The 23070-nt window shown below is 61.2% G+C and carries 19 protein-coding genes; 14 read left to right on the top strand and 5 right to left on the bottom strand.

The window, feature by feature from the left end; all coding sequences use genetic code 11:
• The first annotated feature begins 13 nt into the window (after positions 1–13).
• From queA to ACR0CU_RS07255, 3 genes are all read left to right on the top strand, one after another.
• The gene (gene queA, locus ACR0CU_RS07265) at positions 14–1060 is read left to right on the top strand and encodes a tRNA preQ1(34) S-adenosylmethionine ribosyltransferase-isomerase QueA (RefSeq protein WP_170339427.1); all 1047 of its coding nucleotides are present in this window, start codon (positions 14–16) and stop codon (positions 1058–1060) included.
• A 108-nt stretch (positions 1061–1168) separates the two neighbouring features.
• A complete protein-coding gene (locus ACR0CU_RS07260) occupies positions 1169–2440 on the top strand; it encodes an MFS transporter (protein ID WP_170358807.1) in 1272 nt (423 codons plus the stop codon).
• Positions 2441–2548: 108 nt separating this feature from the next.
• Positions 2549–3127 (top strand): DUF924 family protein, encoded by a 579-nt coding sequence (locus tag ACR0CU_RS07255; protein WP_170338132.1) that lies wholly within the window; start codon positions 2549–2551, stop codon positions 3125–3127.
• Here the strand turns inward: ACR0CU_RS07255 and ACR0CU_RS07250 are convergent.
• Positions 3124–3555, bottom strand: a complete 432-nt coding sequence (locus ACR0CU_RS07250; protein ID WP_170338134.1) for a hypothetical protein — start codon at positions 3553–3555, stop codon at positions 3124–3126. The genes ACR0CU_RS07255 and ACR0CU_RS07250 overlap by 4 nt on opposite strands.
• 209 nt (positions 3556–3764) lie before the next feature.
• On the opposite strand from ACR0CU_RS07250, the gene lpdA reads away from it, so the two are divergent.
• Entirely contained in the window at positions 3765–5159 is a 1395-nt protein-coding gene (gene lpdA / locus ACR0CU_RS07245) for a dihydrolipoyl dehydrogenase (RefSeq protein ID WP_170358809.1), read from the top strand.
• Positions 5160–5317: 158 nt separating this feature from the next.
• Here lpdA and ACR0CU_RS07240 read toward each other — a convergent pair whose 3' ends face one another.
• Entirely contained in the window at positions 5318–6703 is a 1386-nt protein-coding gene (locus ACR0CU_RS07240) for a dipeptidase (RefSeq protein WP_480642728.1), read from the bottom strand.
• Between the two features lie 341 nt (positions 6704–7044).
• Here ACR0CU_RS07240 and hemA point away from each other — a divergent pair, with 341 nt between their 5' ends.
• The 4 genes from hemA to ACR0CU_RS07220 all read left to right on the top strand — a co-directional run bounded on the left by hemA (position 7045) and on the right by ACR0CU_RS07220 (position 11487).
• On the top strand, positions 7045–8268 hold the full coding sequence (gene hemA, locus ACR0CU_RS07235) for a 5-aminolevulinate synthase (RefSeq protein ID WP_170338140.1): 1224 nt from the start codon (positions 7045–7047) through the stop codon (positions 8266–8268).
• A 129-nt stretch (positions 8269–8397) separates the two neighbouring features.
• Positions 8398–9618, top strand: a complete 1221-nt coding sequence (locus ACR0CU_RS07230) for a helix-turn-helix domain-containing protein (protein ID WP_170438933.1) — start codon at positions 8398–8400, stop codon at positions 9616–9618.
• Between the two features lie 72 nt (positions 9619–9690).
• Positions 9691–10812: a flavodoxin-dependent (E)-4-hydroxy-3-methylbut-2-enyl-diphosphate synthase gene (gene ispG / locus ACR0CU_RS07225; RefSeq protein ID WP_170446471.1), complete on the top strand. Its 1122-nt coding sequence runs from the start codon at positions 9691–9693 to the stop codon at positions 10810–10812.
• Between the two features lie 279 nt (positions 10813–11091).
• The gene (locus ACR0CU_RS07220; RefSeq protein WP_170366255.1) at positions 11092–11487 is read left to right on the top strand and encodes a hypothetical protein; all 396 of its coding nucleotides are present in this window, start codon (positions 11092–11094) and stop codon (positions 11485–11487) included.
• Positions 11488–11530: 43 nt separating this feature from the next.
• On the opposite strand, the gene ACR0CU_RS07215 is transcribed toward ACR0CU_RS07220, so the two are convergent.
• Both ACR0CU_RS07215 and ACR0CU_RS07210 read right to left on the bottom strand, forming a co-directional pair.
• Positions 11531–12289, bottom strand: coding sequence for a DsbA family protein (locus ACR0CU_RS07215; protein WP_170338145.1), 759 nt, complete (start codon positions 12287–12289; stop codon positions 11531–11533).
• Entirely contained in the window at positions 12286–13668 is a 1383-nt protein-coding gene (locus tag ACR0CU_RS07210) for a M48 family metalloprotease (RefSeq protein ID WP_480642724.1), read from the bottom strand. The genes ACR0CU_RS07215 and ACR0CU_RS07210 overlap by 4 nt, the downstream gene beginning before the upstream one ends.
• Here ACR0CU_RS07210 and ACR0CU_RS07205 point away from each other — a divergent pair.
• From ACR0CU_RS07205 to ACR0CU_RS07195, 3 genes are all read left to right on the top strand, one after another.
• On the top strand, positions 13667–14830 hold the full coding sequence (locus ACR0CU_RS07205) for a pyridoxal phosphate-dependent aminotransferase (RefSeq protein WP_480642722.1): 1164 nt from the start codon (positions 13667–13669) through the stop codon (positions 14828–14830). The genes ACR0CU_RS07210 and ACR0CU_RS07205 overlap by 2 nt on opposite strands.
• A gap of 65 nt (positions 14831–14895) precedes the next feature.
• Positions 14896–16116: an N-acetylmuramoyl-L-alanine amidase gene (locus ACR0CU_RS07200; RefSeq protein ID WP_170446466.1), complete on the top strand. Its 1221-nt coding sequence runs from the start codon at positions 14896–14898 to the stop codon at positions 16114–16116.
• 95 nt (positions 16117–16211) lie between these two features.
• Positions 16212–18701 (top strand): penicillin-binding protein 1A, encoded by a 2490-nt coding sequence (locus ACR0CU_RS07195; RefSeq protein ID WP_170446464.1) that lies wholly within the window; start codon positions 16212–16214, stop codon positions 18699–18701.
• On the opposite strand, the gene ACR0CU_RS07190 is transcribed toward ACR0CU_RS07195, so the two are convergent.
• Entirely contained in the window at positions 18695–19528 is an 834-nt protein-coding gene (locus ACR0CU_RS07190) for an aminoglycoside phosphotransferase family protein (protein WP_170338663.1), read from the bottom strand. The genes ACR0CU_RS07195 and ACR0CU_RS07190 overlap by 7 nt on opposite strands.
• A 78-nt stretch (positions 19529–19606) precedes the next feature.
• Between ACR0CU_RS07190 and prfB the strand changes: the two genes are divergently transcribed.
• The 3 genes from prfB to ACR0CU_RS07175 all read left to right on the top strand — a co-directional run bounded on the left by prfB (position 19607) and on the right by ACR0CU_RS07175 (position 23068).
• Positions 19607–20734: a peptide chain release factor 2 gene (gene prfB, locus ACR0CU_RS07185; protein ID WP_170338666.1), complete on the top strand. Its 1128-nt coding sequence runs from the start codon at positions 19607–19609 to the stop codon at positions 20732–20734.
• Between the two features lie 105 nt (positions 20735–20839).
• Positions 20840–22240: an amidase gene (locus tag ACR0CU_RS07180; RefSeq protein ID WP_170446462.1), complete on the top strand. Its 1401-nt coding sequence runs from the start codon at positions 20840–20842 to the stop codon at positions 22238–22240.
• A 24-nt stretch (positions 22241–22264) separates the two neighbouring features.
• The gene (locus ACR0CU_RS07175; protein WP_170446460.1) at positions 22265–23068 is read left to right on the top strand and encodes a DUF2189 domain-containing protein; all 804 of its coding nucleotides are present in this window, start codon (positions 22265–22267) and stop codon (positions 23066–23068) included.
• The last annotated feature ends 2 nt before the right edge of the window (positions 23069–23070 follow it).

The raw sequence follows: 23070 nt of genomic DNA, 5'->3' as shown, positions 1-23070 counted from the left end.
GTATGGCGCGGCCATGAAGCTGAGTGATTTCGATTTCTACCTGCCTGATGACCTGATTGCCACGCGGCCCGCCAGTCCGCGGTCTTCGGCGCGCCTGCTGGTGGCACAGGGCGACGCGATCTCGGATGATCGGGTGTTCAACCTGCCCGACTGGCTTAGCCCCGGTGATCGGCTGGTGCTTAACGACACGCGCGTCATCCCGGCCCGGCTGAGCGGCCGGCGTCATCGCGACAGCGCCCAGGGTCCGGTCTCGGCCGCGATCGAGGCCACCTTGCTGGAGCCCCGCGCCGACGGGACCTGGGGTGCATTGCTGAAACCGCTCAAGAAGATCCGGGTGGGCGAAGAAATTGTGTTCTCCGACGACCTCAGCGCGGTTCTGGAAGGGGTCGCTGACGGCCAGGCCCATCTGCGCTTCAATCTGAAGGGCGATGATTTCGACCAGGCGCTCGAGCAGGCCGGAGCAATGCCTTTGCCCCCCTACATCGCGGCCAAACGGCCCGCGGACGAGCGTGACAAGACTGATTATCAGACCGTTTGGGCGCGGCAGGCCGGGGCTGTGGCGGCACCGACCGCCTCTCTGCACTTTGACGAGCCATTGTTGCAGGCCCTTGCGGATCGGGGAGTCGAGTTCACCCATGTTACCCTGCACGTCGGGGCCGGAACGTTCCTGCCGGTCAAGGTCGAGGATGTGACGACCCACAAGATGCATGCCGAATGGGGACAGGTCAGCCCGCAGGCCGCGGCCGAGATTCAGGCGACCAAAGCCTCGGGTGGTCGCGTCATCCCGGTCGGCACCACCGCCTTGCGACTGATCGAAAGTGCCGCGCGCGATGGATCGATCCAGCCTTGGGAGGGGGAGACCGACATCTTCATCTACCCCGGCTTCCAGTTTCAGGTCACCGACGCGCTGATGACCAATTTCCATCTGCCGAAATCGACGCTTCTGATGCTGGTTTCGGCGCTGATGGGACCGGACAGGATGCTGCGGGTCTATGATCATGCGATCAAAAGTGGCTATCGCTTTTTTTCCTATGGTGACGCGTCGCTTTTGATCCCTTAGAGGGCGGGATCGCGGGATCGAATCTGGCGAATGTCGTAGACAAGCGCGACCGAGACATTGTTTGATCCTTTAACGAAAGCCATTGTTCAGCGGATTTGGAGTGCAAACATGCTTCAGGTACTTGCCAGCGCGTGGGCGCTTCTACTCGGAATGGGTCTGCTGATGATCGGCAACGGCCTGCAGGGCACCCTGTTGGGTGTCCGGGGCGAGATCGAAGGGTTTTCGACCCTGCAGATGTCATTTGTCATGTCCGCGTATTTCGTGGGCTTTCTGGGCGGATCCCGTCTTGCACCCGAGATGATACGGCGGGTCGGGCACGTGCGGGTCTTCGCGGCGCTGGCGTCCTTCATCTCTGCCGTGATGATCAGCTATCCGATGCTGACCGATCCAATCGCGTGGTCGCTGGGCCGTGTTGTGATCGGGTTCTGCTTTTCCGGCGTGTACGTGACCGCCGAAAGCTGGCTGAACAACGCCGCGAGCAACGAAAACCGTGGCCAGGCTTTGTCGCTTTACATGATCGTCCAGATGATCGGTATTGTCAGCGCGCAGGCACTGATGCTTGTCGGTGACCCGGCCGGGTACGAAACCTTTGTGATTGCCTCGATCCTGGTTTCCGTTTCCTTTGCGCCGATCCTTTTGTCGATTTCACCGACGCCGGCGTTTGATACGACCAAGCCGATGACGCTCAGGCAGTTGATGGACACGTCGCCCTTGGGCTGTGTTGGCATGTTCCTGTTGGGTGGCATCTTCTCGGCTCAGTTCGGCATGGCCGCGGTTTACGGCGCGCGGGCCGGGCTGACACTGGTCGAGATTTCGACCTTCGTGGCGTCATTCTACATCGGCGCGTTGGTTCTGCAGTATCCGTTGGGCTGGTTTTCGGATCGTATGGACCGGCGCCTGTTGATCCTGCTGGTGTCGGTCGTGGGCGGCATCAGTGCGGCGGTGGGCATGGTTTTCGGGGTCGACTTCCCGGTTTTGCTGGCTGCGGCCTTTGTCATCGGTGGAATGTCCAATCCACTGTATTCCCTGCTGATCGCCTACACCAACGACTACCTCGAACACGAAGATATGGCAGCCGCGTCCGGCGGGCTGATTTTCATCAACGGGCTTGGCGCAATTGCCGGCCCGCTGATCACCGGTTGGTTGATGGGGGATGCCGTGTTCGGGCCGTCCGGCTTCTTCCTGTTCATTGCCGCACTACTGTTTGCCATGGCGGTCTATGCGGTCTACCGGATGACCCAGCGGGCCTCGGTGCCCGTGGACGAAACCGGCACCATGTCGCCGCTGTACCCGACGGCATCGCCGGTCGCACTGGAAGTTGCGCAAGAAGTCGCGATCGAAGCGGCGCAGGACGAAGAGGAAGAACACCAACCTGCCTGACCGCCGGATTTATGTCGTCAATGTTGCAATATGTTACTGTAACAAGTCTGTAAAACCGACTTATATGACGTTACGTCCCTCGGGGGGGAACAGACGGAGTCAAGGGCAATGGTTGGTCCTGAAGAAGTACTGAGTTTCTGGTTGGATGAAGTAGGCCCCGAGGGGTGGTACCGCGAAGATGAAGCGCTGGATGCGCAGATACGGGACCGCTTCCTTGAGACATGGCAAGCCGCGTGCGAGGGTAAGTTCTCTCTGTGGTTGACATATCCCAGCGGATCGCTGGCCTACATCATCCTCATGGACCAGTTTCCGCGCAACATGTTCCGAGGCAGCGGCAAAGCCTTCTCATCCGACAAGGCGGCACTGGCAGCAGCGAAATGTGCCGTCGACAAGGAATGGGATCTGAAGATCGACGAGCCAGCCCGACAGTTCTTCTACCTGCCGATGATGCACTCAGAGAACCTGTGCGATCAGGAGCGCTGTGTGCGCCTGATGTGCCAGCGCATGCCGGAACATGGTGCAAGCAATCTGCTGCATGCCCGCGCCCATCGTGAGGTGATCCGGAAATTCGGGCGTTTCCCGTACCGCAACGCGGCGCTTGCCCGTGAGACCACGGCACCCGAAGCCGCATATGTCAGCGGCGGCGGATACGGCACAACGGTGCGTGAGTTGCAGGCGGCGGGTTAAGCCGCCTCTCCACATCCGCGCAATTCGATCAGCCTGGCCGTTGTGGCATCGACGGCCGTGGTGATTGCGTAATCAATCAGTAGCTGAGGGTTTTCGACCAGTTCGTTGAGGCGGGCCTGCGTGGTTTCCAGCTTGGCCTGGACCTCGTCCAATCGCACCAGCGCCTGCTGAAGCTTCTGCTTCAACTCAGGCTCATCATCTCCCAGGATGCGAATACCGGACAGATCAGCGCGCAGACTTGCAAGATCCTCTCGGACGCCCTGCGCCTGTTCACGCAGCGGCTGAACGATTTGCAGGCTTTCTCTGAAGTTGTCCTGAATATTCTCGACGCTTCGCGCCAGCTTCCAACCAAGGAACAGACACAGAGCCACAAGGATCAGTGTGGCGTTCAAAAGGGCAAGCAACAAATCTTTGAGAGTCTTGGCCATGATTGTTCCCTAAAATCTGTAGATCCGAAATTCGAACATGGTTGCAGGTCTTTTCTAGCCTTCGAGGGACGCGGGGTATAGGCTGAATAGCGCGCGCTCTTATTCTGATGACCCTGCGTCACATATGTCGCGGGGCAGCATATTGATGCGTTCAAAAAAATAGTTTAACGGTAAACTAGTTTTCAATCGACCTGCGCCGAGAGGTAAACATGGCTGCACAATCCTTTGATCTGATCGTAATCGGTGCGGGCCCCGGCGGCTATGTGGCTGCCATTCGTGCGGCCCAACTGGGCCTCAAGACCGCCGTGGTCGAGCGCGAGCATCTGGGCGGCATCTGCCTGAACTGGGGCTGCATCCCGACCAAGGCCTTGCTGCGGTCGGCCGAAGTGTTCCACCTGATGGAGCGCGCAAAGGATTTCGGTCTGAGTGCCGACAAGATCGGTTACGATCTGGACGCGGTCGTCAAACGCTCGCGCGGGGTTGCCAAGCAACTGACCAGCGGCGTCGGTCATCTGCTGAAGAAGAACAAAGTCACCGTCGTGATGGGCGAGGCGACAATCCCGTCGAAAGGCAAAGTGACGGTCAAGACCGACAAGGGCACCGAGGATCTGACGGCGAAGAACATCATCTTGGCCACCGGTGCCCGTGCGCGCGAGTTGCCGGGCCTGGAAGCAGATGGCGATCTGGTCTGGACCTACAAACATGCGCTGCAACCGGCCCGGATGCCGAAAAAGCTGCTTGTTATCGGGTCCGGAGCGATCGGGATCGAGTTTGCCAGCTTCTACAATACGTTGGGCGCAGACACGACCGTGGTCGAAGTGATGGATCGGGTCTTGCCGGTCGAAGATGCCGAGATCAGCGCGTTCGCCAAGAAATCGTTTGTCAAACAGGGCATGAAGATCATGGAGAAATCCATGGTCAAGCAGCTGGATCGCGGCAAAGGCAAGGTGACGGCTCATATCGAAACCGGCGGCAAGGTCGAAAAGCACGATTTCGATACTGTCATCTCTGCCGTTGGGATCGTCGGAAATGTCGAGAACCTCGGGCTTGAGGCGCTGGGCGTCAAAATTGACCGCACCCATGTGGTGACGGATGCATACTGCCGGACCGGGGTCGATGGCCTCTATGCAATCGGCGACATCGCCGGGGCGCCTTGGCTTGCGCACAAGGCCAGCCACGAAGGCGTGATGGTCGCAGAACTCATCGCTGGCAAACATGCCCATCCCGTGAAACCGGAGAGCATCGCTGGATGTACCTATTGTCATCCCCAGGTCGCGTCGGTTGGCTATACCGAGGCCAAGGCCAAGGAGCTTGGCTTTGATGTCAAGGTGGGCCGCTTCCCGTTCATCGGCAATGGCAAGGCAATTGCATTGGGCGAGCCGGAAGGCATGATAAAAACCGTATTCGACGCGAAAACCGGCGAGTTGCTGGGCGCCCATATGGTTGGTGCGGAAGTGACCGAACTGATTCAGGGCTATGTCGTCGGTCGCCAGTTGGAGACTACCGAAGAAGACCTGATGAATACAGTCTTCCCGCACCCGACCTTGTCGGAAATGATGCATGAATCGGTTTTGGACGCCTACGGGCGCGTGATCCACATGTAAAACGGTCTGTCCGCGGGCTGCGGCTTATGGGGGCGGTGCCCCCGGCCGCGTTGCCCGCGACACCCCCGGGATACTGCCGGCCAGATGAAGTTCGCATCCGCGCTTCACCCGGCTCGGAGTATCCCGGAGCGCAAGGCAGCGCCTTGCGATATTCGCGGCTATCGGCTCAGAGCGTCCAGAATTCGGGCCCACGAGCGGATCCCTTTGTGAAAGCTCTTCACGTCGTATTTTTCATTGGGCGAATGGATTGCGTCATCGTCGTTGGCATAGCCGACCAACATTGAATCGAGGCCCAGGACCGTATTGAAATATCCCACCACCGGGATCGATCCTCCCATGCCGGTGAAAACGGCTTCGCGCCCCCATTCGTCGGACAGTGCGGCGCGTGCCGCTTCGAATTCCGGGCGATCCAGGTTCATCACGGATGCGGGGGAGCCTTCGAGATCATTGTCCCAGACGACTTTGGCGTCAGGCGAGAGCCGGTCTTCAACATGCTTCCGGATCTTGTCGCGCAGTTTGTCCGGGTCCATTTCACCGACCAGGCGACAGGTGATCTTGCAGTGCGCCTGGCTGGGGATCACCGTTTTCGAACCGGCGCCATTGTAGCCGCCCCACAGCCCGTTGATCTCCAGCGTCGGGCGCGCCCACTGCTGTTCCAGGGTCGAGTACCCTTTCTCACCATGAGGTCGCGTGTAGCCTACCGAGTTGAGGTACTCGGCCTCGTCAAAACCACAGTTCTCCCACTGGCGCAGCTGTTCGGCGGGGACTTCGTGGACCCCTTCGTAGAAACCTTCCACAGCGACCCGTCCGGTTTCATCATCGTAGAACGAGGCAACGATCCGCGAGATTTCCCGCAGCGGGTTCAAGCCGGGGCCGCCGTAATGGCCGGAATGCAGGTCGATGCGCGGACCGATGATGGTGAATTCGTCCTTGAGCATGCCGCGCAATTGCGATGCGATCGAGGGCACCCCGCGTGATACCATCGAGGTGTCGCAGACCAGCGCCAGATCGGCCTTCAACTCTTCCTTGTTGGCCTCGAGAAATGGGACCAGCGAAGGTGAACCGGATTCCTCTTCGCCTTCGAAGAAAAATGTGATGCGGCAAGGCAGCTTGCCGTTGACCGCCTTCCAGGCGCGGCAAGCTTCGACAAATGTCATCAACTGGCCCTTGTCATCCGAAGAGCCCCGTCCGCGGATGACCTGACCGTGTTCTGTCTCTTCCAGCGCCGGGTCGAACGGGTCACGGTTCCACAGGTCCAAGGGATCAACGGGCTGCACATCATAATGGCCGTAGAACAACACGTGCGGGGCGTCCGCGTCGTCGCCGACATGGCCCACGACCATCGGGTGGCCCGGGGTCGGGTGCTTTTTCGCATCGATCCCGATGCTTCTTAGGTCGTCGACCAACCAGTCGGCTGCCTTGTCCACGTCTTTCTTGAAGGCCGGATCGGTGGAAATCGACGGGATTCGCAGAAACTCCATCAGCCGCTCGATGGAGGCTGAGAGGTCAGAGTCGATTTTGCTCAGAGTGGCGTCAAGCGACATGGGTGTACTCCTGAATGGATAAGATATTGCGGCGGACCCTAACAGCGCTGGCAGCGCCGTCCAGCCCGTAGCGGCGGGAAAACGCGCGTCTGATCGGAAACATTCTGCGCGAAACGGCGCGTAACCTGCGTCGTTTCCTCGCGCCTTATGGTCTCAACTTTACTTGTCGCTGCGGGTTCAAGGCGATAATTGATGCAAATCAAAGTTGCGACCCCTGTCTGGGCGTTAGGCAGGAAACCTGAAAATAGGCGCGGATGCGGCCGAAAAATCGGTTATGATACGCATCGGAACACAGCCTTGCCGTGCAATCACCCTGCGGCGGGGTCACGAAGGAGGGTCCTTTGGACTACACTGCTCAGCTCGACTCAGCGATTGCCAGGCTGCACGACGAAGGCCGTTACCGGACCTTCATCGACATCGAACGCCGCAACGGACATTTTCCCCATGCCGTGCGTACGCGTCCGGACGGGTCACAGCAGAACATCACCGTCTGGTGCGGCAACGACTACCTTGGCATGGGGCAGCACCCCGTCGTGCTGGAGGCGATGCACGAGGCGATCGACGCAGCCGGAGCGGGCTCTGGCGGGACGCGCAACATCTCGGGGACGACCGTCTACCACAAGCGGCTCGAGGCCGAGCTGGCCGACCTGCACGGCAAGGAAGCGGCCCTGCTGTTCACCAGCGCCTACATCGCCAATGACGCCACGCTCAGCACGCTGCCCAAGTTGTTTCCCGGGCTGATCATCTATTCCGACGAACTGAACCACGCGTCGATGATCGAAGGTGTCCGCCGAAATGGCGGGGCCAAGCGGATCTTCCGTCACAATGACGTTGAGCACCTGCGCGAGCTGCTGCAAGCCGACGATCCGGCGGCGCCGAAGCTGATCGCGTTCGAGTCGGTCTACTCGATGGATGGCGACTTCGGTCCGATCGAACAGATCTGTGATCTGGCCGACGAATTCGGCGCGCTGACCTATATCGACGAAGTGCACGCGGTTGGGATGTACGGCCCGCGCGGCGGCGGTGTGACCGAGAGAGACCGCCTGGCGCACCGGATCGACATCATCAATGGCACTTTGGCCAAAGCCTACGGCGTGATGGGTGGGTATATCGCAGCAAGCGCGAAGATGTGCGATGCGGTCCGTTCATATGCCCCGGGCTTCATCTTCACCACATCGCTGCCACCATCGGTCGCGGCCGGTGCTGCGGCCTCGGTGGCGTATCTCAAGACAGCGCCCGAACTGCGTGAGCAGCATCAGACCCAAGCCAAGATCCTCAAGCTGCGACTGAAGGGTCTGGGCTTGCCGCTGATCGATCACGGCAGCCACATCGTTCCGGTGATCGTGGGCAACCCGGTGCACACCAAAAAGCTCAGCGACATGCTGCTGGATGACTACGGGATCTACGTGCAGCCGATCAATTTCCCGACCGTTCCTCGGGGAACCGAGCGTCTGCGCTTTACGCCTTCGCCGGTCCATGGACCCAACGAAATGAACCGTCTGGTCCAGGCCATGGACGAACTTTGGTCACATTGTGCGCTAAATCGCGCCGAACTTGCTGGTTAACCTAACGCCGACATGTGCAACTTGTTTGCCGCGTGTTAAGCTTACGCTAACAAAAGTAGCGGACGAATCGTTATGGGGATGATTCGCCGTTAGCGTGAAACACGCGATGGGCAGAATGGGGCAGCAGGAATGATTGGGCGCAGGACACAGCGCAATTCCGAAGAAGACGTGGACGTCAGGCCCAAGGGGTTCGACGACTACGAAGTACGGCTTGGCGACGTGATGCGCGGTGAGCGCGCAACGATGGGCAAGTCTCTTCTCGACGTACAGCGCGAACTGCGGATCAAGGCCAACTACATCGCTGCCATCGAGAATGCCGATCCCGACGCATTCGACACACCCGGCTTCATCGCCGGGTATGTGCGTTCTTACGCCCGTTATCTGGGGATGAACCCTGACGACACTTTTGCCGCGTTCTGCAAGGAAAGCGGGTTCGAAGTGGCACATGGAATGTCCGCACAGGCATCGGTCGTCAAAAAATCGGTCGGGGACCTTCCGAACCGTGGCCCGATGGGGCGCGATCCGTTCATTTCGCCGAACACGCCCTACATTCCCGGCCGCGAGTCCGTGTTCAGCCAGATCGAGCCGCGTGCCGTAGGCTCGTCGCTTGTCCTCCTCGCGCTGATTGCCGGGATCGGATATGGTGGCTGGTCGGTTCTGAACAAGATCCAGCAGGTTCAGGTCTCGCCCGTCGAACAGGCCCCGGTCGTGCTGTCCGATCTTGACCCGCTGTCGGCCATCCGGACCGAGTCCGGAACGACCGAGGTTGCGGCCGCTGAAATTCCCAACCCCGAAGCGCTGGACCGTCTCTACCGCCCCCAAGCACTGGATGTACCGGTGATGGTTGCGCGGGATGCCCCGATTTCCACACTCGATCCTCGGACCGTAGGCACGTTCCGTCCGCCGGAAGTCCCGGAAATCGCGCTGGCTGAAATTCATACCGTCGAAAGAACTGCCGCGACCCTTCCACAGGTGGTTGAAAAGGTCGACACTTCGCTGAAAATCGTCGCGGTCGAACCGGCCTGGATGCGGGTCACCGCAGCGGATGGCAGCGTGATCTTCGAAGGCACGTTGGGAACCGTCGAAAACGGCAAGAGCTTTGAGGTTCCCCTGACGGAAGAGCCGCCGCAACTGCGGGCCGGTGCGTCGGGCAACGTGTATTTCTCGATGAACGGCGAGCTCTATGGGCCGGCTGGTGCACCGGGAACCGTCGCCAAGGGTGTGGTTCTGTCCAAGGACGCTGTGGCCGAGACTTATGCCGTGGCGGATCTTGAGGCTGAGCAAAACATTGCGCTCAAACAGCTGGTGGCTGAGCTTCAGACACAATCCGCCGAGGCGCCGGCAGAGTGATCTTGCCATTGCGGCGGGCTTGCCCCCGGACTATCTAAAGGCCAGACCCCAGGCTGACGCGGATCCGTTTTCATGTCTCTGAACCATGTGCGCCCTTGGCGCGACATCTATCGCCGCAAATCCCGCCAGATCATGGTTGGCAATGTCCCGGTAGGTGGCGACGCGCCGATTGCCGTTCAGACCATGACCAACACGCTGACGACCGAAGTCGCCGCGACCGTGGCGCAGGTACAAGCTGCGGCAGAGGCGGGGGCGGATATCGTGCGCGTCTCTGTTCCTGATGAGGCGTCGTCGAAGGCGTTGAAAGAGATCGTGCGCGAAAGCCCGGTGCCGATCGTGGCCGACATCCATTTCCACTATCGCCGCGGTATCGAGGCCGCCGAGGCCGGTGCCGCGTGCTTGCGCATCAATCCGGGCAATATCGGTGACGAGAAGCGGGTGAAAGAGGTCATCAAGGCCGCGCGCGACCACAATTGCTCGATCCGCATCGGCGTGAACGCGGGCAGTCTGGAAAAACACCTGCTGGAGAAATATGGCGAGCCGTGCCCTGAAGCGATGGTGGAAAGCGGGTTGGAGCATATCCGTATCCTGCAGGACAACGATTTCCACGAATTCAAGATCAGCGTGAAGGCCAGCGACGTGTTCCTGTCGGCCGCGGCCTATCAGGGCATCGCCGAGGCCACCGACGCCCCGATCCATCTGGGCATCACCGAGGCCGGTGGGCTGGTAAGCGGTACGATCAAATCGGCCATCGGGCTGGGCAACCTGCTGTGGATGGGGATCGGCGACACGATCCGCGTCAGCCTGTCCGCCGATCCAGTCGAAGAGGTGAAAGTCGGGTTCGAAATCCTCAAATCTCTTGGCCTGCGCCATCGGGGCGTGAACATCATATCGTGCCCCTCCTGCGCGCGGCAGGGGTTCGACGTGATCAAAACCGTCGAGACGCTGGAACATCGGCTGGAGCATATCAAGACGCCGATGAGCCTGTCGATCATCGGCTGCGTCGTCAACGGCCCGGGCGAGGCGTTGATGACCGATGTCGGTTTTACCGGCGGCGGCGCAGGCTCGGGCATGGTGTATCTGGCGGGCAAGGCCAGCCACAAGATGTCGAACGAACAGATGATCGACCACATCGTCGAGCAGGTGGAAAAGAAGGCGGCCGAGCTGGATGCCGCGGCCGAGGCGGCGGAGTAGTACTTTAACTTCGATCCGGAACTAATTCATCATAAGCCATTTTTAGGCCCATTTTTGCGGTATCAATCGCGATATCGACTGTCTGGACCGGAGTTCGATTCTTTGAAACCAATGCCTTTCGTGACGGCCCTTGCCGTCGTCCTTCTTTCTGCGTGCAGCAGCCCCTCTACCGGGTCGGACAAACGCCCCGGTTTCTTCAGTGTTCCAGTTCCGCAGTCTGCACCGGGGACGCAACTTGGGTATATGTCGGTGCATGTGTCCGGTTTCGGAAATGACGGAGTGACAACGCGCGCAGACGTCCGGCTCAGCCCGGGCGGGACCGGCAAACCGCGGGGCCGTTTGACCCCGATCATGAATGTCGACCCGCAGCTGGCGTCTCGGGTCGCGGTATCGTTCAAAACCGGTCAGGATGCCCAGGCGGCCTATGCTTTGGCGAAACAGATCGCCAGGGCGACCTACTGCCCAACCGGCCCAATTTCTGAAAACACCGGTATTCGCAAGTACGACAATCCCCAGGACCTGCAGGCAATTCTGGCTGAAAGCAAACGGCAGGGGCGTGACGTCATTCCATCGGGAATTCGGGGCAAATCCGTACCCGCGACCCAATTTAGAAAAACTGGAACTCCGACATGGGTCGTGTCGATGAAATGCGACGCCCCGTATCCAAACGACTAGGGCGTCGTTTCAACGGGGCGGCGATCAGGCCGCCCCAGCTTCTTCAGCCGCGTTCAGCCCGCACACCGTCAGCGATCTGTTTCATCTGATCTGCGGGCAGGAAGCCCCGCAGCATCTCGGTGCCCAGAACAAAGGATGGGGTGCCCGAAATCCGCATGCGCTGCGCCAGTGCCCGCGTCTTGGCAATTTCTTCGGTCACTTCGTCGCTGTCCATCGCCGCAAGGATGGCGTCACTGTCCAGTCCCAGCCCGTCCGAGATCCGGCGCAGCGTCACTTCCGAAGGCTCGCCCGTGAATTCCAGCAGGGCGTCATGGACTTGCTTGTACGCGTCATCCCCGGCGACCTGCTTGGTGGCGATGGCAAAGCGCGACGAAAGAACCGACGCATCGCCCAGAATTGGGAACTCCTTGATGATCAGGCGGATGTTGCCATCCTCGGCCAGCAGCGCGTCCACTTCGGGGACCGCGCGGCGACAGTATCCGCAACGGTAATCCATGAACTCGACGAGGGTGATGTCGCCGTCCGGGTTGCCACCGACCCAGCTATAGCCGTCATTGAACAGCTCGTCGGCGTTTTCAGCGATCAATTGCTGGTCGGCCTGTGCTTCGGCTGCGGCGTTGCGTTGCTCAAGGATGTTGATCGCCTCGAGAATGACTTCGGGATTTTCCAGGAGGTATTCCCGCACTTGCGCGCCGAACTCTGCTCTTTCGGATTCGGTCATCGAGGACAGATCCAGCGCATTGGCCGGACCGGCAATCAGGGAAAGCCCCAGAAGGGCAGGTGCTGCGTGTCTGAGGATCATTTCCGGTTCCTTTTCGATTTCTCAGCTTGTTCTGCGGCAATCAGCACATCCTGTGCTCGTTGCCAACCCGTCGAGCCTTCGGGCAACTGACCGATGGCTCGTCTTGCGTGTATGCCGGCATCCAGCAGGCGCCCCTCAAGAGCGAAACGCTCGGCAGTGACGGCGGATGCCATACCGTTGTTGCCGACCTTGGAATAGGCCATTCCCAGATCCTGCATCAGGCGGCCGTTCCGGTAGTCGCGGGCGCGTGCGCTTTCCAACACCTGCAGCGCCTTTTTCGTCTGTCCGTCAGCAAGCAGGGCGCGCCCGTAGCCAGCCATGATCAATGCGTCGGTCGGAGCCAGCTCGGACGCATTGGCATAGGCCGTGACCGCCTCCGAGACCCGAAGGTTCTCCAAAAGGATCTGCCCCTTCAGTTCGTGATAGAACGGATCGTCAGGGCGGATGGCCAGCGCACCATCAATGGCTGCCCGCGCAGCCGAAAGGTTGCGGTTCTGATGATGGGCGGCGGCTTCGCGCATCAGGCGAATATCCTGCGCCGTTTCTTCCTTGGCTCGCCTCAGGGTCCAGCCGGGAGAGCGCAGAAACGCGGACAGCTTACCTTTGACCCGCGCAAACCAGTAGTCGGCATTGGGGTTAGATTTCGCCCGATCCCCGAATTGGTACAGAAATTCCTCGGCAGCGCGCAGGCGTTCACGGCTGGTCGGGTGCGAGCGCATATAGGGATCCTGATTGATCTCGCTCAGCAATTCCTGGCCTGCGAATTTGCGGTGCAGTTCGACCATGCCGATGGGGGAAATCTCGGCCCAACGCAGGTAGCTGGCGGCGCTGCGATCCGCCGAGGATTCTTCGGCCCGCGTATGGCCCAGAAAACTGCGGATTGCGGCGCCTTGGGTGCCGGCGGCAATGCCCGCGGCGGCCTCTCCGCCGCCCGCAGCGGCGGCAATCAGAGCCAGCGCGGTGCCGAAACCGGCCGCGCGTTGAGCCGCCCGAAGGTTCTCGGCCCGGCGGGCAAGGTGCCCGTTGGCGATATGGGCCGCCTCATGCGCGATCACGGCCTGCAGCATCTCGGGGCTGTCGACCGTCAGGATCAGTCCGTGGTTCAGGTAGATCGTGTTGTAGTCGATGACGAACGCGTTGAACGTGGCGTCCTTGACGACCATCACCCGCACGCGGTTGGTGTTCAGGCCGGCGGCGCGCAAGATCGGAAAGGCCAGTTCGCGCAGCCCGTGTTCGATATCGGGGTCGCGGATCAGGCTTTGCGCGTGGCTTTGCGCGATCGACGCCATCCACAGCGCCACCGCCAGCAGAATTGCCGGGATTGACGCCAGCCGGGATCCGCGTTCAAAAGCCATGGTCGCAACATGGGAGATGGGCATGCGAAACTCAACCCGGTCGGGCGTTGATCCCTTCATCGTGATGGACGTGATGGAGGCCGCGCGCCGCGCTGAAGAGGCCGGGCGCCACATCATCCACATGGAGGTCGGCCAACCCGGAACCGGCGCGCCCCAAGGCGCGCTGGAGGCGCTGGCCGAGGCGATGCGGCAAGGCCCGCTGGGCTATACCGTCGCGCTGGGCCTGCCGGCGCTGCGGCAACGCATCGCACGGATGTACGGCGAATGGTACGACGTCGACCTGAACCCCGAGCGGGTGGTGATCACTCCCGGATCCTCGGGCGGATTCCTGCTGGCCTTCACCGCGCTGTTCGACAGCGGTGACCGGGTGGGGATCGGCGCGCCGGGCTATCCGTCCTATCGGCAGATTCTGCGGGCGCTGGGTCTGGTGCCGGTCGATCTGCCGACCGCGCCGGAAAACCGCCTGCAACCCGTGCCACAGGATTTTGTCGGGCTCGACCTGCAGGGGCTGATGGTGGCCTCGCCCGCGAACCCGACCGGAACCATGCTGGACCACGCCGCCATGGGCGCGCTGATCGAGGCGGCGCGGGGGCAGGGGGCCTCGTTCATCAGCGACGAGATCTATCACGGGTTGGAATACGAGGCCAAGGCGGTCACTGCGCTGGAATTGACCGACGAGTGTTATGTCATCAACTCGTTCTCCAAGTATTTCTCGATGACCGGCTGGCGGGTCGGCTGGATGGTGGTGCCCGAAGATCAGGTGCGCGTTGTCGAGCGCATCGCCCAGAACATGTTCATCTGCGCGCCCCATGCCAGCCAGGTCGCCGCGCTGGCCGCGATGGATTGCGAGGACGAACTGCAGGGCAACCTCGCCGTCTATCGCCGCAACCGCGACCTGATGCTGAAGGGCCTGCCCGAGGCCGGGTTCACCAACATCGCGCCACCCGACGGGGCGTTCTATGTCTATGCCGATGTCTCGGACCTGACCCAGGACAGCCGCGCCTTCGCCGCCGAGATCCTGGACAAAGCCGGCGTCGCCGTGACGCCGGGGCTTGATTTCGACCCGGTGCGCGGCCACACGACCCTGCGCTTTTCATACGCCCGGTCGACCGAGGACATCGAGCAGGGCCTTGAACGGCTGCGCAGCTTCATGGCGGATCGCCAGACCCCGCAGAAGTCGGCCTGAGGCGTTCACAAACCGGCCACGCTGCGATAGGCTCCTGCCAAACGATCTCGGAAAAACTTGAGGCCATGAGCAGGATCTTCTTTGTATGTGCGCTGATTTGGGCGCTGGCCGGAGCCGTTTTGGCGCAGGACTTCAACGCCTTGGCGCGGGTCCTGCCCGAGCAGAGCCGGATCACAGACGGCAAGGGGGCGGGGGTGACGCTTGAGCTGGGGCTCAGCCAAGGCGTCCCGTATCGCGTTTTCACGCTTCGAGACCCGTACCGTATGGTGATCGATTTCCAGGAGGTCGACTGGAGCGGGCTTGACCGGGACAAGCTGTTGCAGACCCGTCGGATCAGCGGGGTCCAGTTCGGCGCCTATGTGCCCGGTTGGTCCCGGATGGTGCTGGATTTGGGGGCGCCCCTAGCTGTCGATACGGCGGCCATGCGCGTGGACCCCGACAGCGGGGCCGCGGTTCTGACGCTGAATCTGAAAGGTACGGATTTCGACAGTTTTGCCGCCAGCGCGGGTGCGCCACGCAATCCGGGCTGGGATTTGCCTGCACCTGCTGTCATGCCCCCGGTTGTGCCGCGAGATGGCGAACGACCACTGCGCGTGATGCTGGACCCGGGACATGGTGGCATCGACCCCGGCGCGGAGTCGGGTGGCGTTAACGAAAAAGCCCTGATGCTCACATTTGCGCGCGAACTGCGGGAACACTTGCTGCGCGCCGGCGGATACGAGGTCGTGATGACCCGGGTGGACGATCACTTCGTGTCGCTCGAACGCCGAATATCTCTGGCCCATCGGGCCAGCGCCGATGTGTTCATTTCGTTGCACGCGGATGCATTGTCCGAGGGGCAGGCTCATGGGGCCACTGTCTATTTCCTCTCCGATGAGGCCTCGGACGTGGCCAGCCAGAAACTGGCCGAACGGCACGACCGCAGCGATCTGATCGCGGGTATCGACCTGAGCGGCTCGGACGACCAGATCGCCGACGTTTTGCTGGACATGGCACGGCAGGAGACCCAGCCGCGCTCAGAAGCTTTGGCCCATGCACTGGCGCACGGCATGGGGCAGCAGGGCGGTCCCATGAATCGGCGCCCGATCCGCAGTGCGTCGTTTTCCGTCCTCAAGGCTGCCGACATTCCCTCGGTTCTGGTCGAGATCGGATTCATCTCCAGCCCCAGAGACCTGAAAAACCTCGTAAATCCCGAGTGGCGCATCGGAATGGCGCAAGGAATTCACCAAGGTCTTGAAGCCTGGCGCCAGCAGGATCTGATCCGCCGCGGCTTGATTGGGCAGTGACCCTGCGGCGCAAAGTGGCTAGAATGCGCCCGTGTGTTTTGACCCTTGGGTGCAGCGACACTATATAGGCGTCACCGCGAACAAAAGGCAGCAACGTGATCCGGTTCATTCTTTCGATTTTCGGGGCAGTTTTCAGCCTCGTCACCTTGGGTATTTTCATGGTCGCGCTGGTGATTGGCGCGGTCTTCTGGATGTATGGCCGCGACCTGCCCAGCCACGAGTCGCTGGCCCAGTACAAGCCGCCCACCATCAGCCGTATCTATTCGGGCAAGGGCCAACTGATCGACGAATTCGCGCAGGAGCGCCGCCTGTTCACCCCGTCCGAGGAAATCCCTGACCTCGTGAAGCACGCGTTTATCTCGGCGGAAGACAAGAACTTTTATTCGCATCAGGGGTACGACCCGCGCGGGATCATCGCCGCCGGGATCGAGGCGGTCCAATCCAAGGGCGAGACGCTGCGCGGCGCGTCGACCATCACCCAGCAGGTGATGAAGAACTTCCTGCTGTCCGGCGACCGGCGGGTCGAACGCAAGATTCAGGAAATCATCCTCGCGACCAGGTTGGAAAAAACGCTGAACAAGGAACAGATCCTTGAGCTGTATCTCAACGAGATCTTTCTTGGCCAAAACTCCTACGGCGTGACCGCCGCTGCACAGACGTATTTCAACAAGACCTTGCAGGAATTGACCCCGCATGAAGCCGCGACGCTGGCTGCGATGCCCAAGGCGCCTTCGGACTACCACCCGGTGCGCCAGAAACAGCGTCTGTTGGATCGCCGCAACTACGTGCTGCGCGAGATGTACCAGAACGGATACATCGATCAGGCAACCTACGAGACCGAAGTGGCGCAACCCCTGCGTTCGGTTCAGAACGGTGATTTCGAAAGCTTCCGCACCGCACTGCCACCGCGCGACTATTTCACCGACGAAATCCGCCGCCAGCTGAGCGAGGATTTCGGGGAGGGCGAGTTCTTTACCGGTGGTTTCACCGTCCGGGCCTCGGTTGACGAGGAGATGCAGGTCGAAGCCGCGCGCGCCCTGCGCGAGGCGCTTCAGAAATATGACCGATCGCGCGGCAAGTGGCGCGGCACGGGTGAAACCATCCCCGGGGAAAAACTGAAAGACGAAGCCCAGTGGCGCGAAGCTCTGGCGATCATGGAAATCCCGCGCGACGTGGTGCTGCCCACGCAATGGTACCCCGCGGTCGTGCTGGATGTTGCTGAACAACAGCTGACGGTGGGGATCGAGAACGGTCCGGCCGACGGCATCATCCCGCGCAGCGACATCAAATGGATGCAGGGCGACTTCAAGGCAAACTTCAAACGCGGCGACGTGATCCTGGTCGTTGCCGGGGAAGAGGGCCAATGGTCCGCCCGTCAGATTCCCGAGGTCCAAGGGGGCTTCGTGGCAATGGATGTGAACTCGGGCCGCGTTCTGGCGATGCAGGGTGGGTTCTCGTACCAGGACTCAGTGTTCAATCGGGCCACGCAGGCGCAGCGCCAACCGGGATCGGCCTTCAAGCCTTTCGTCTATGCGGCAGCACTGGACAGTGGCTACAGCCCAGCGACCATCGTCGTAGACGCCCCGATCGAGGTGAACACACCGCAGGGCCTTTGGACCCCCAAGAACTCGACAAACAAATTCTACGGGCCGACGCCCCTGCGCACCGGGATCGAGCAGTCGCGAAACCTGATGACCATCCGACTGGCGCAAGAGGTTTCGATGCCGGTGGTTGCGGGATACGCGGAGCGGTTCGGTGTGTATGACAACATGGGTCCCTACCTGGCCAATGCGCTGGGGGCCGAGGAGACGACGCTCTACAAGATGGTGGCGGCCTATGCGATGTTCGCCAACGGCGGTGAGCGGGTCGAACCGACTTTGGTCGACCGGATCCAGGACCGGTTCGGCAAAACGATCTATCGGCATGATGACCGGCAGTGCCTGGATTGCAACTCCAGCTGGCTGGAGCCCGACGCCTCACCCACGATCGTGACCGACCGAGAGCAGGTGATGGATGCAATCACGGCCTATCAGCTGACGTCGATGATGAAGGGCGTGGTTGATCGCGGCACCGCGTCACGTGTGGTCAATCTGCCGGTTCCGACGGCTGGCAAGACCGGTACGACCAACGAATCCAAGGACGCCTGGTTCATCGGCTTCACCTCGAACATCGTTGCCGGGTGCTACATCGGGTATGATCGCCCGCGCCCGATGGGGCGGGGTGCTTACGGCGGCACGCTGTGCGGTCCGGTCTTCCAGAGCTTTATGGAAAAGGCCGTCGAGAAATACGGCGGCGGTCCGTTCGAAGTGCCGCCGGGTGGACAGTTCATCAAGATCGACCGTTTCAGCGGTGCCCGTCTGCCGGATGACGCATCGGGTGACTATGTGGTGGCCGAGTATTTCCGTGATGGCGTCGACGGGTTCATCGACCGTGTCTATGACGGTGGTTTTGCGATGGGGTCCGATCTGCCGTTGTTCGAAGAAGTGACCAATGGCGGGCGCCAGGTCCAGACCTCGACCGGGCAGACCATCATCGTGGGGCCCAAGGCCAGCCAGGGCGATCTTCAGGGCGGCGGACTTTACTGATCTGCAGCGCTTAGAAACAGGCGCAGCAGATCGGCCTCCGGGTCACTCTCGACCGATCCGCCGGACCGCCAGCATATGGACAGGGCGCATTTGGCCGCCGCCCATCGGGCCAGACGCGCCCGCGAAACATTCATCGCCGCGGCGTACAGATTCAGGCACGCGGAAATCTGCCCATCTTCGCGCACAAGGTCCGGCATGCCTTTCGGGTGCCGCAGCGCATTTGCCAGTTCGAACGCCGGATCTCCGACATAACCCTTGGCATCGACCACGCGCGGGCCGGACGCAGTCAGGATGACATTGTCGGGGTGCAGGTCTCCATGCAGGGGGAGATGCACGGGCTGCGTCTGCAGCAAATCCTGAGCCAAAGCTATGGCGCGCCGCATATCGGTTTGCAGGGGCCGCGTACATTGATCGGCAAATCCGACGTCAAAAAGCGGTGCAAACACTTGCTCCAAAGGCCTCAGCCCGCTCACTTCGACAATCGGATCAGCATGCAGGTTCCGCGCCGTTTCAGCCAGTAGTGTCAGGGCGTCGGCCACGTTGCCTGCCCGTGCAAGATCGCCGAGGGTCGGACCCTCGAGCCACTCCATCATGACCGCCCGGCGGCCCTCGGCCAGGATCGCGACGGCGCCCCGGTTGCGCCAGGCAGCCAGCAGGCGGCATCCCGGCGCCTCGTTGCCCCGATCGGCACGGCGATAGAGTTTGAGCGCAACTTCAGACCCGTCCTCACGTTTGGCCCGCCAGACACGCGCCGCGCCGGTATCCACCACCAGCCGCGGGTCGGCCAGATGCCATTTCTTCAGGAACTGCTCCGGTCCGTGCTGCATTTGCCTTTCGGGTCATCTTGTGGTGGCCTGAACCTCTTGCTATCACGCAGGCCTGATTGAGCAAGTTGGGACCTGACCATGCGCGCCGAAATCCAGAACATCGTGGCCGAGATCCAAAAATCGCTGGAGCTGCTGGCCCAGCGTATGGACTATGAAACCGCGCCGCACCGGCTGGAGGAGTTCAACGCCCGCGTCGAGGATCCCAACCTGTGGGACAACCCCGAAAACGCGCAGAAGCTGATGCGCGAACGGCAGGTTCTGGTCGATGCGATCGAGACCTACGAGTCGATCAAGACTGATCTGAACGACAACATCGAACTGATCGAACTGGGCGAGATGGAGGGCGACGAAGAGGTCGTCAAGGATGCCGAAGAGGCCCTGAAGAAACTGCGCGACAAGGCGGCCGAAAAAGAGCTCGAGGCGCTTCTGGACGGCGAGGCCGACGCCAACGACACCTTCCTTGAAATCAACGCGGGCGCCGGGGGCACCGAAAGCTGCGACTGGGCCTCGATGCTGGCGCGGATGTATGTCCGCTGGGCCGAGAAAAAGGGCTACAAGGTCGAGCTGCAGTCGGAAACTCCGGGCGAAGAGGCGGGGATCAAGTCGGCGGCCTACAAGATCTCGGGCCATAACGCCTATGGCTGGCTGAAGTCCGAAAGCGGCGTGCACCGGCTGGTCCGCATCTCGCCCTATGACTCGGCGGCTAAGCGGCACACGTCGTTCAGCTCGGTCTGGGTCTATCCGGTGGTGGACGACAATATCGAGATCGAAGTGAACCCGGCCGATATCCGCGTCGATACCTACCGGTCCTCGGGGGCGGGCGGTCAGCACGTCAACACCACCGACTCGGCGGTGCGGATCACCCACATCCCGACCGGCATCGTGGTGACCAGTTCGGAAAAATCGCAGCACCAGAACCGCGACATCGCCATGAAGGCGCTGAAATCGCGCCTGTACCAGATGGAACTGGACCGCCGCAACGCCGAGATCAACGCCGCGCACGAAGCCAAGGGCGATGCCGGCTGGGGCAACCAGATCCGGTCCTATGTCCTGCAGCCCTATCAGATGGTCAAAGACCTGCGCACCAGCTACGAGACGTCGGACACCAAAGGGGTCCTGGACGGTGATCTGGATGCATTCATGGCAGCCACTCTGGCCCTCAAGGTCTCGGGCAAAAGCCGGGCCGAGGCGCAGTCGGACGACTGATGCCGCGCGGTTGATCCGCGTGGAAAAGATATATCCAAAACACCGGGTTTAAATGCACACATGGGGTCGCTAGGCTGAGCGCAAGCAAAGCTCGGACGTAACCCCATGAACCTAAGCGATACTTCAGCCGCTGATCTTCTCGAGAAACTCGCGACAGGGCATTTGTCAGCCGCTGAGTTGATGCGCGCGACGCTCGACCGGATTGCCCAGGTGAACGGGCAGGTCAATGCAATCGTCGCGCTGCAGGACGAGGATGTGCTTATGGCACAAGCCCGGGCCGCCGACGAAAAGTCGGGCCGCGGGCCGCTTCATGGGCTTCCGATTGCCGTCAAAGACCTAGTCAATGTGGCTGGCATCGCGTCGACCCAGGGGTCGCCGGTTTTTCGCAATCACGTCCCAGCCGTCGACGACCTGATCGCAGCACGGTTGCGGGCTGCCGGGGCTATCCTGATCGGAAAGACGAACACACCGGAGTTCGGGTTGGGCTCGCACACCTTCAATCCGGTCTATGGCGCAACCCGGAACCCATACGATCCGGCCCGGTCCTGCGGTGGGTCGTCGGGTGGCTCAGCGGTGGCCTTGGCCACTGGGATGGTCGCGCTGGCGGATGGGTCGGACATGATGGGCAGCCTGCGCAATCCGGCCGCGTGGAACAACGTGTACGGTTTCCGGCCCAGCTGGGGCCGGGTTCCCTCGGAACCACAGGGTGATTTGTTCCTGCACCAGCTCTCGACCTTGGGACCGATGGCCCGCAGCCCGCAGGATATCGGACTATTGCTGGATGTGATCTCAGGCCCCGATCCGAGGCAGCCTTTGAGCGTTTCCTGCGACCCCGTCACCCCATTGTCTGTCGAAAGCCTGGACGGGATGCGGATCGGATGGCTGGGAGATTGGGGAGGCGCATTCCCGACTGAGGAAGGGATTTTGACCCAATGCAGCAACGAGTTGGCGATTTTTGAAGGCCTCGGCGCAACCGTCGAGGACGTACCGCCGCCCTTCGATGCCGAGCGCCTGTGGGACAGCTGGATCACCCTGCGGTCGTGGAACGTAGCAGCGAGTCTGCTGCCTTTGGCCGACCGGAAAGACGTCCTGAAGGATACCGCGCAATGGGAGCTGGAGCGGGGTCTGGCCCTGACGGCGATGGAGGTCCATGCAGCCAGCGTCACCCGTTCGGATTGGTGCCGTCGGGCGGTCGAACTGTTTGCCGAGTATGATGCGCTGGTGTTGCCGGCAGCTCAGGTGTGGCCGTTCCCTGTGGATCAGCCGTATCCGCGCAGTATTGGTGGGGTCGCGATGGACACCTATCATCGCTGGATGCAGGTGGTCACGCCGGTCAGCCTGATAGGTCTGCCCTGCCTTTCGATACCGGCGGGGTTCGGCCCCGGAGGACTGCCGATGGGAATGCAATTGTTCGGGCCGCGCGGCAGCGACGCGCAACTGCTGGCTTTGGGGGCCGCCTATCACGCCGTGACGCATTGGCCGCAAAAACGCCCGGCCATGGCCTGAGGGCAAGGGGAGGAGAAACGTAACATGGAAAAGCCATTCGGAGTGCCAACGCTGAAACCGGCGGATATCGGCATGTTGCGCACGGCGCTGCATCGCGCCTGGCAGGATTATCGCCGCGCACCGGTCTTTGGCCTGCTGTTCGGCGGCTTCTACGTTCTGGTCGGGTGGTTGATGGCCTGGGTAACCGTGCAAACGGGCACCTCGTTCTGGCTGGTGCTGGCTGCCATCGGCTTTCCTCTGATCGGGCCATTCGCCGCCGTGGGTTTGTACGAGGTATCGCACCGGCTCGAGCGGAATGAGCCTTTGGACTATGGCGCCATCTTCGGTGTCGTGATCCAGCAGAGCCGCCGTCAGTTGCCGTCGATCTGCGCGATCATCGTCGTGATGTTTCTGTTCTGGTTCTTTCTCGGTCACATGATCTTTGCGCTGTTCATGGGGCTGTCGACAATGACAAACGTGTCGTCATCGCTTGAGGTATTTCTGACACCCAACGGTCTGGCCATGCTGGCTGTCGGCACTGCAGTAGGCGCGATCTTTGCCATCCTGCTTTACATGATCACCGTGTTGTCGATCCCGATGCTGCTGGACCGGGAACTCGACTTCGTGACTGCCATGATCTCGAGCTATGCCTATGTCAGCGTGAACAAGCGGGTCATGCTGGGCTGGGGTGCCTTCATTGCGGTCACGACCTTTGTCGCCATGGTGCCCTGGTTTTTGGGATTGCTGATCGTGTTGCCTCTGTTCGGCCATGCCAGCTGGCACCTGTATCGGCAGATCACCGAAGACGATGCAGCGGCGGGGTCGGTCGCCGAACCGGCCCAAGCCTAGGT

The sequence above is a fragment of the Ruegeria sp. BC2 genome (genome assembly GCF_056539245.1).
The sequence above is the reverse complement of the archived record's forward strand: the minus strand, read 5'-3'. Positions and strand labels throughout refer to the sequence as shown.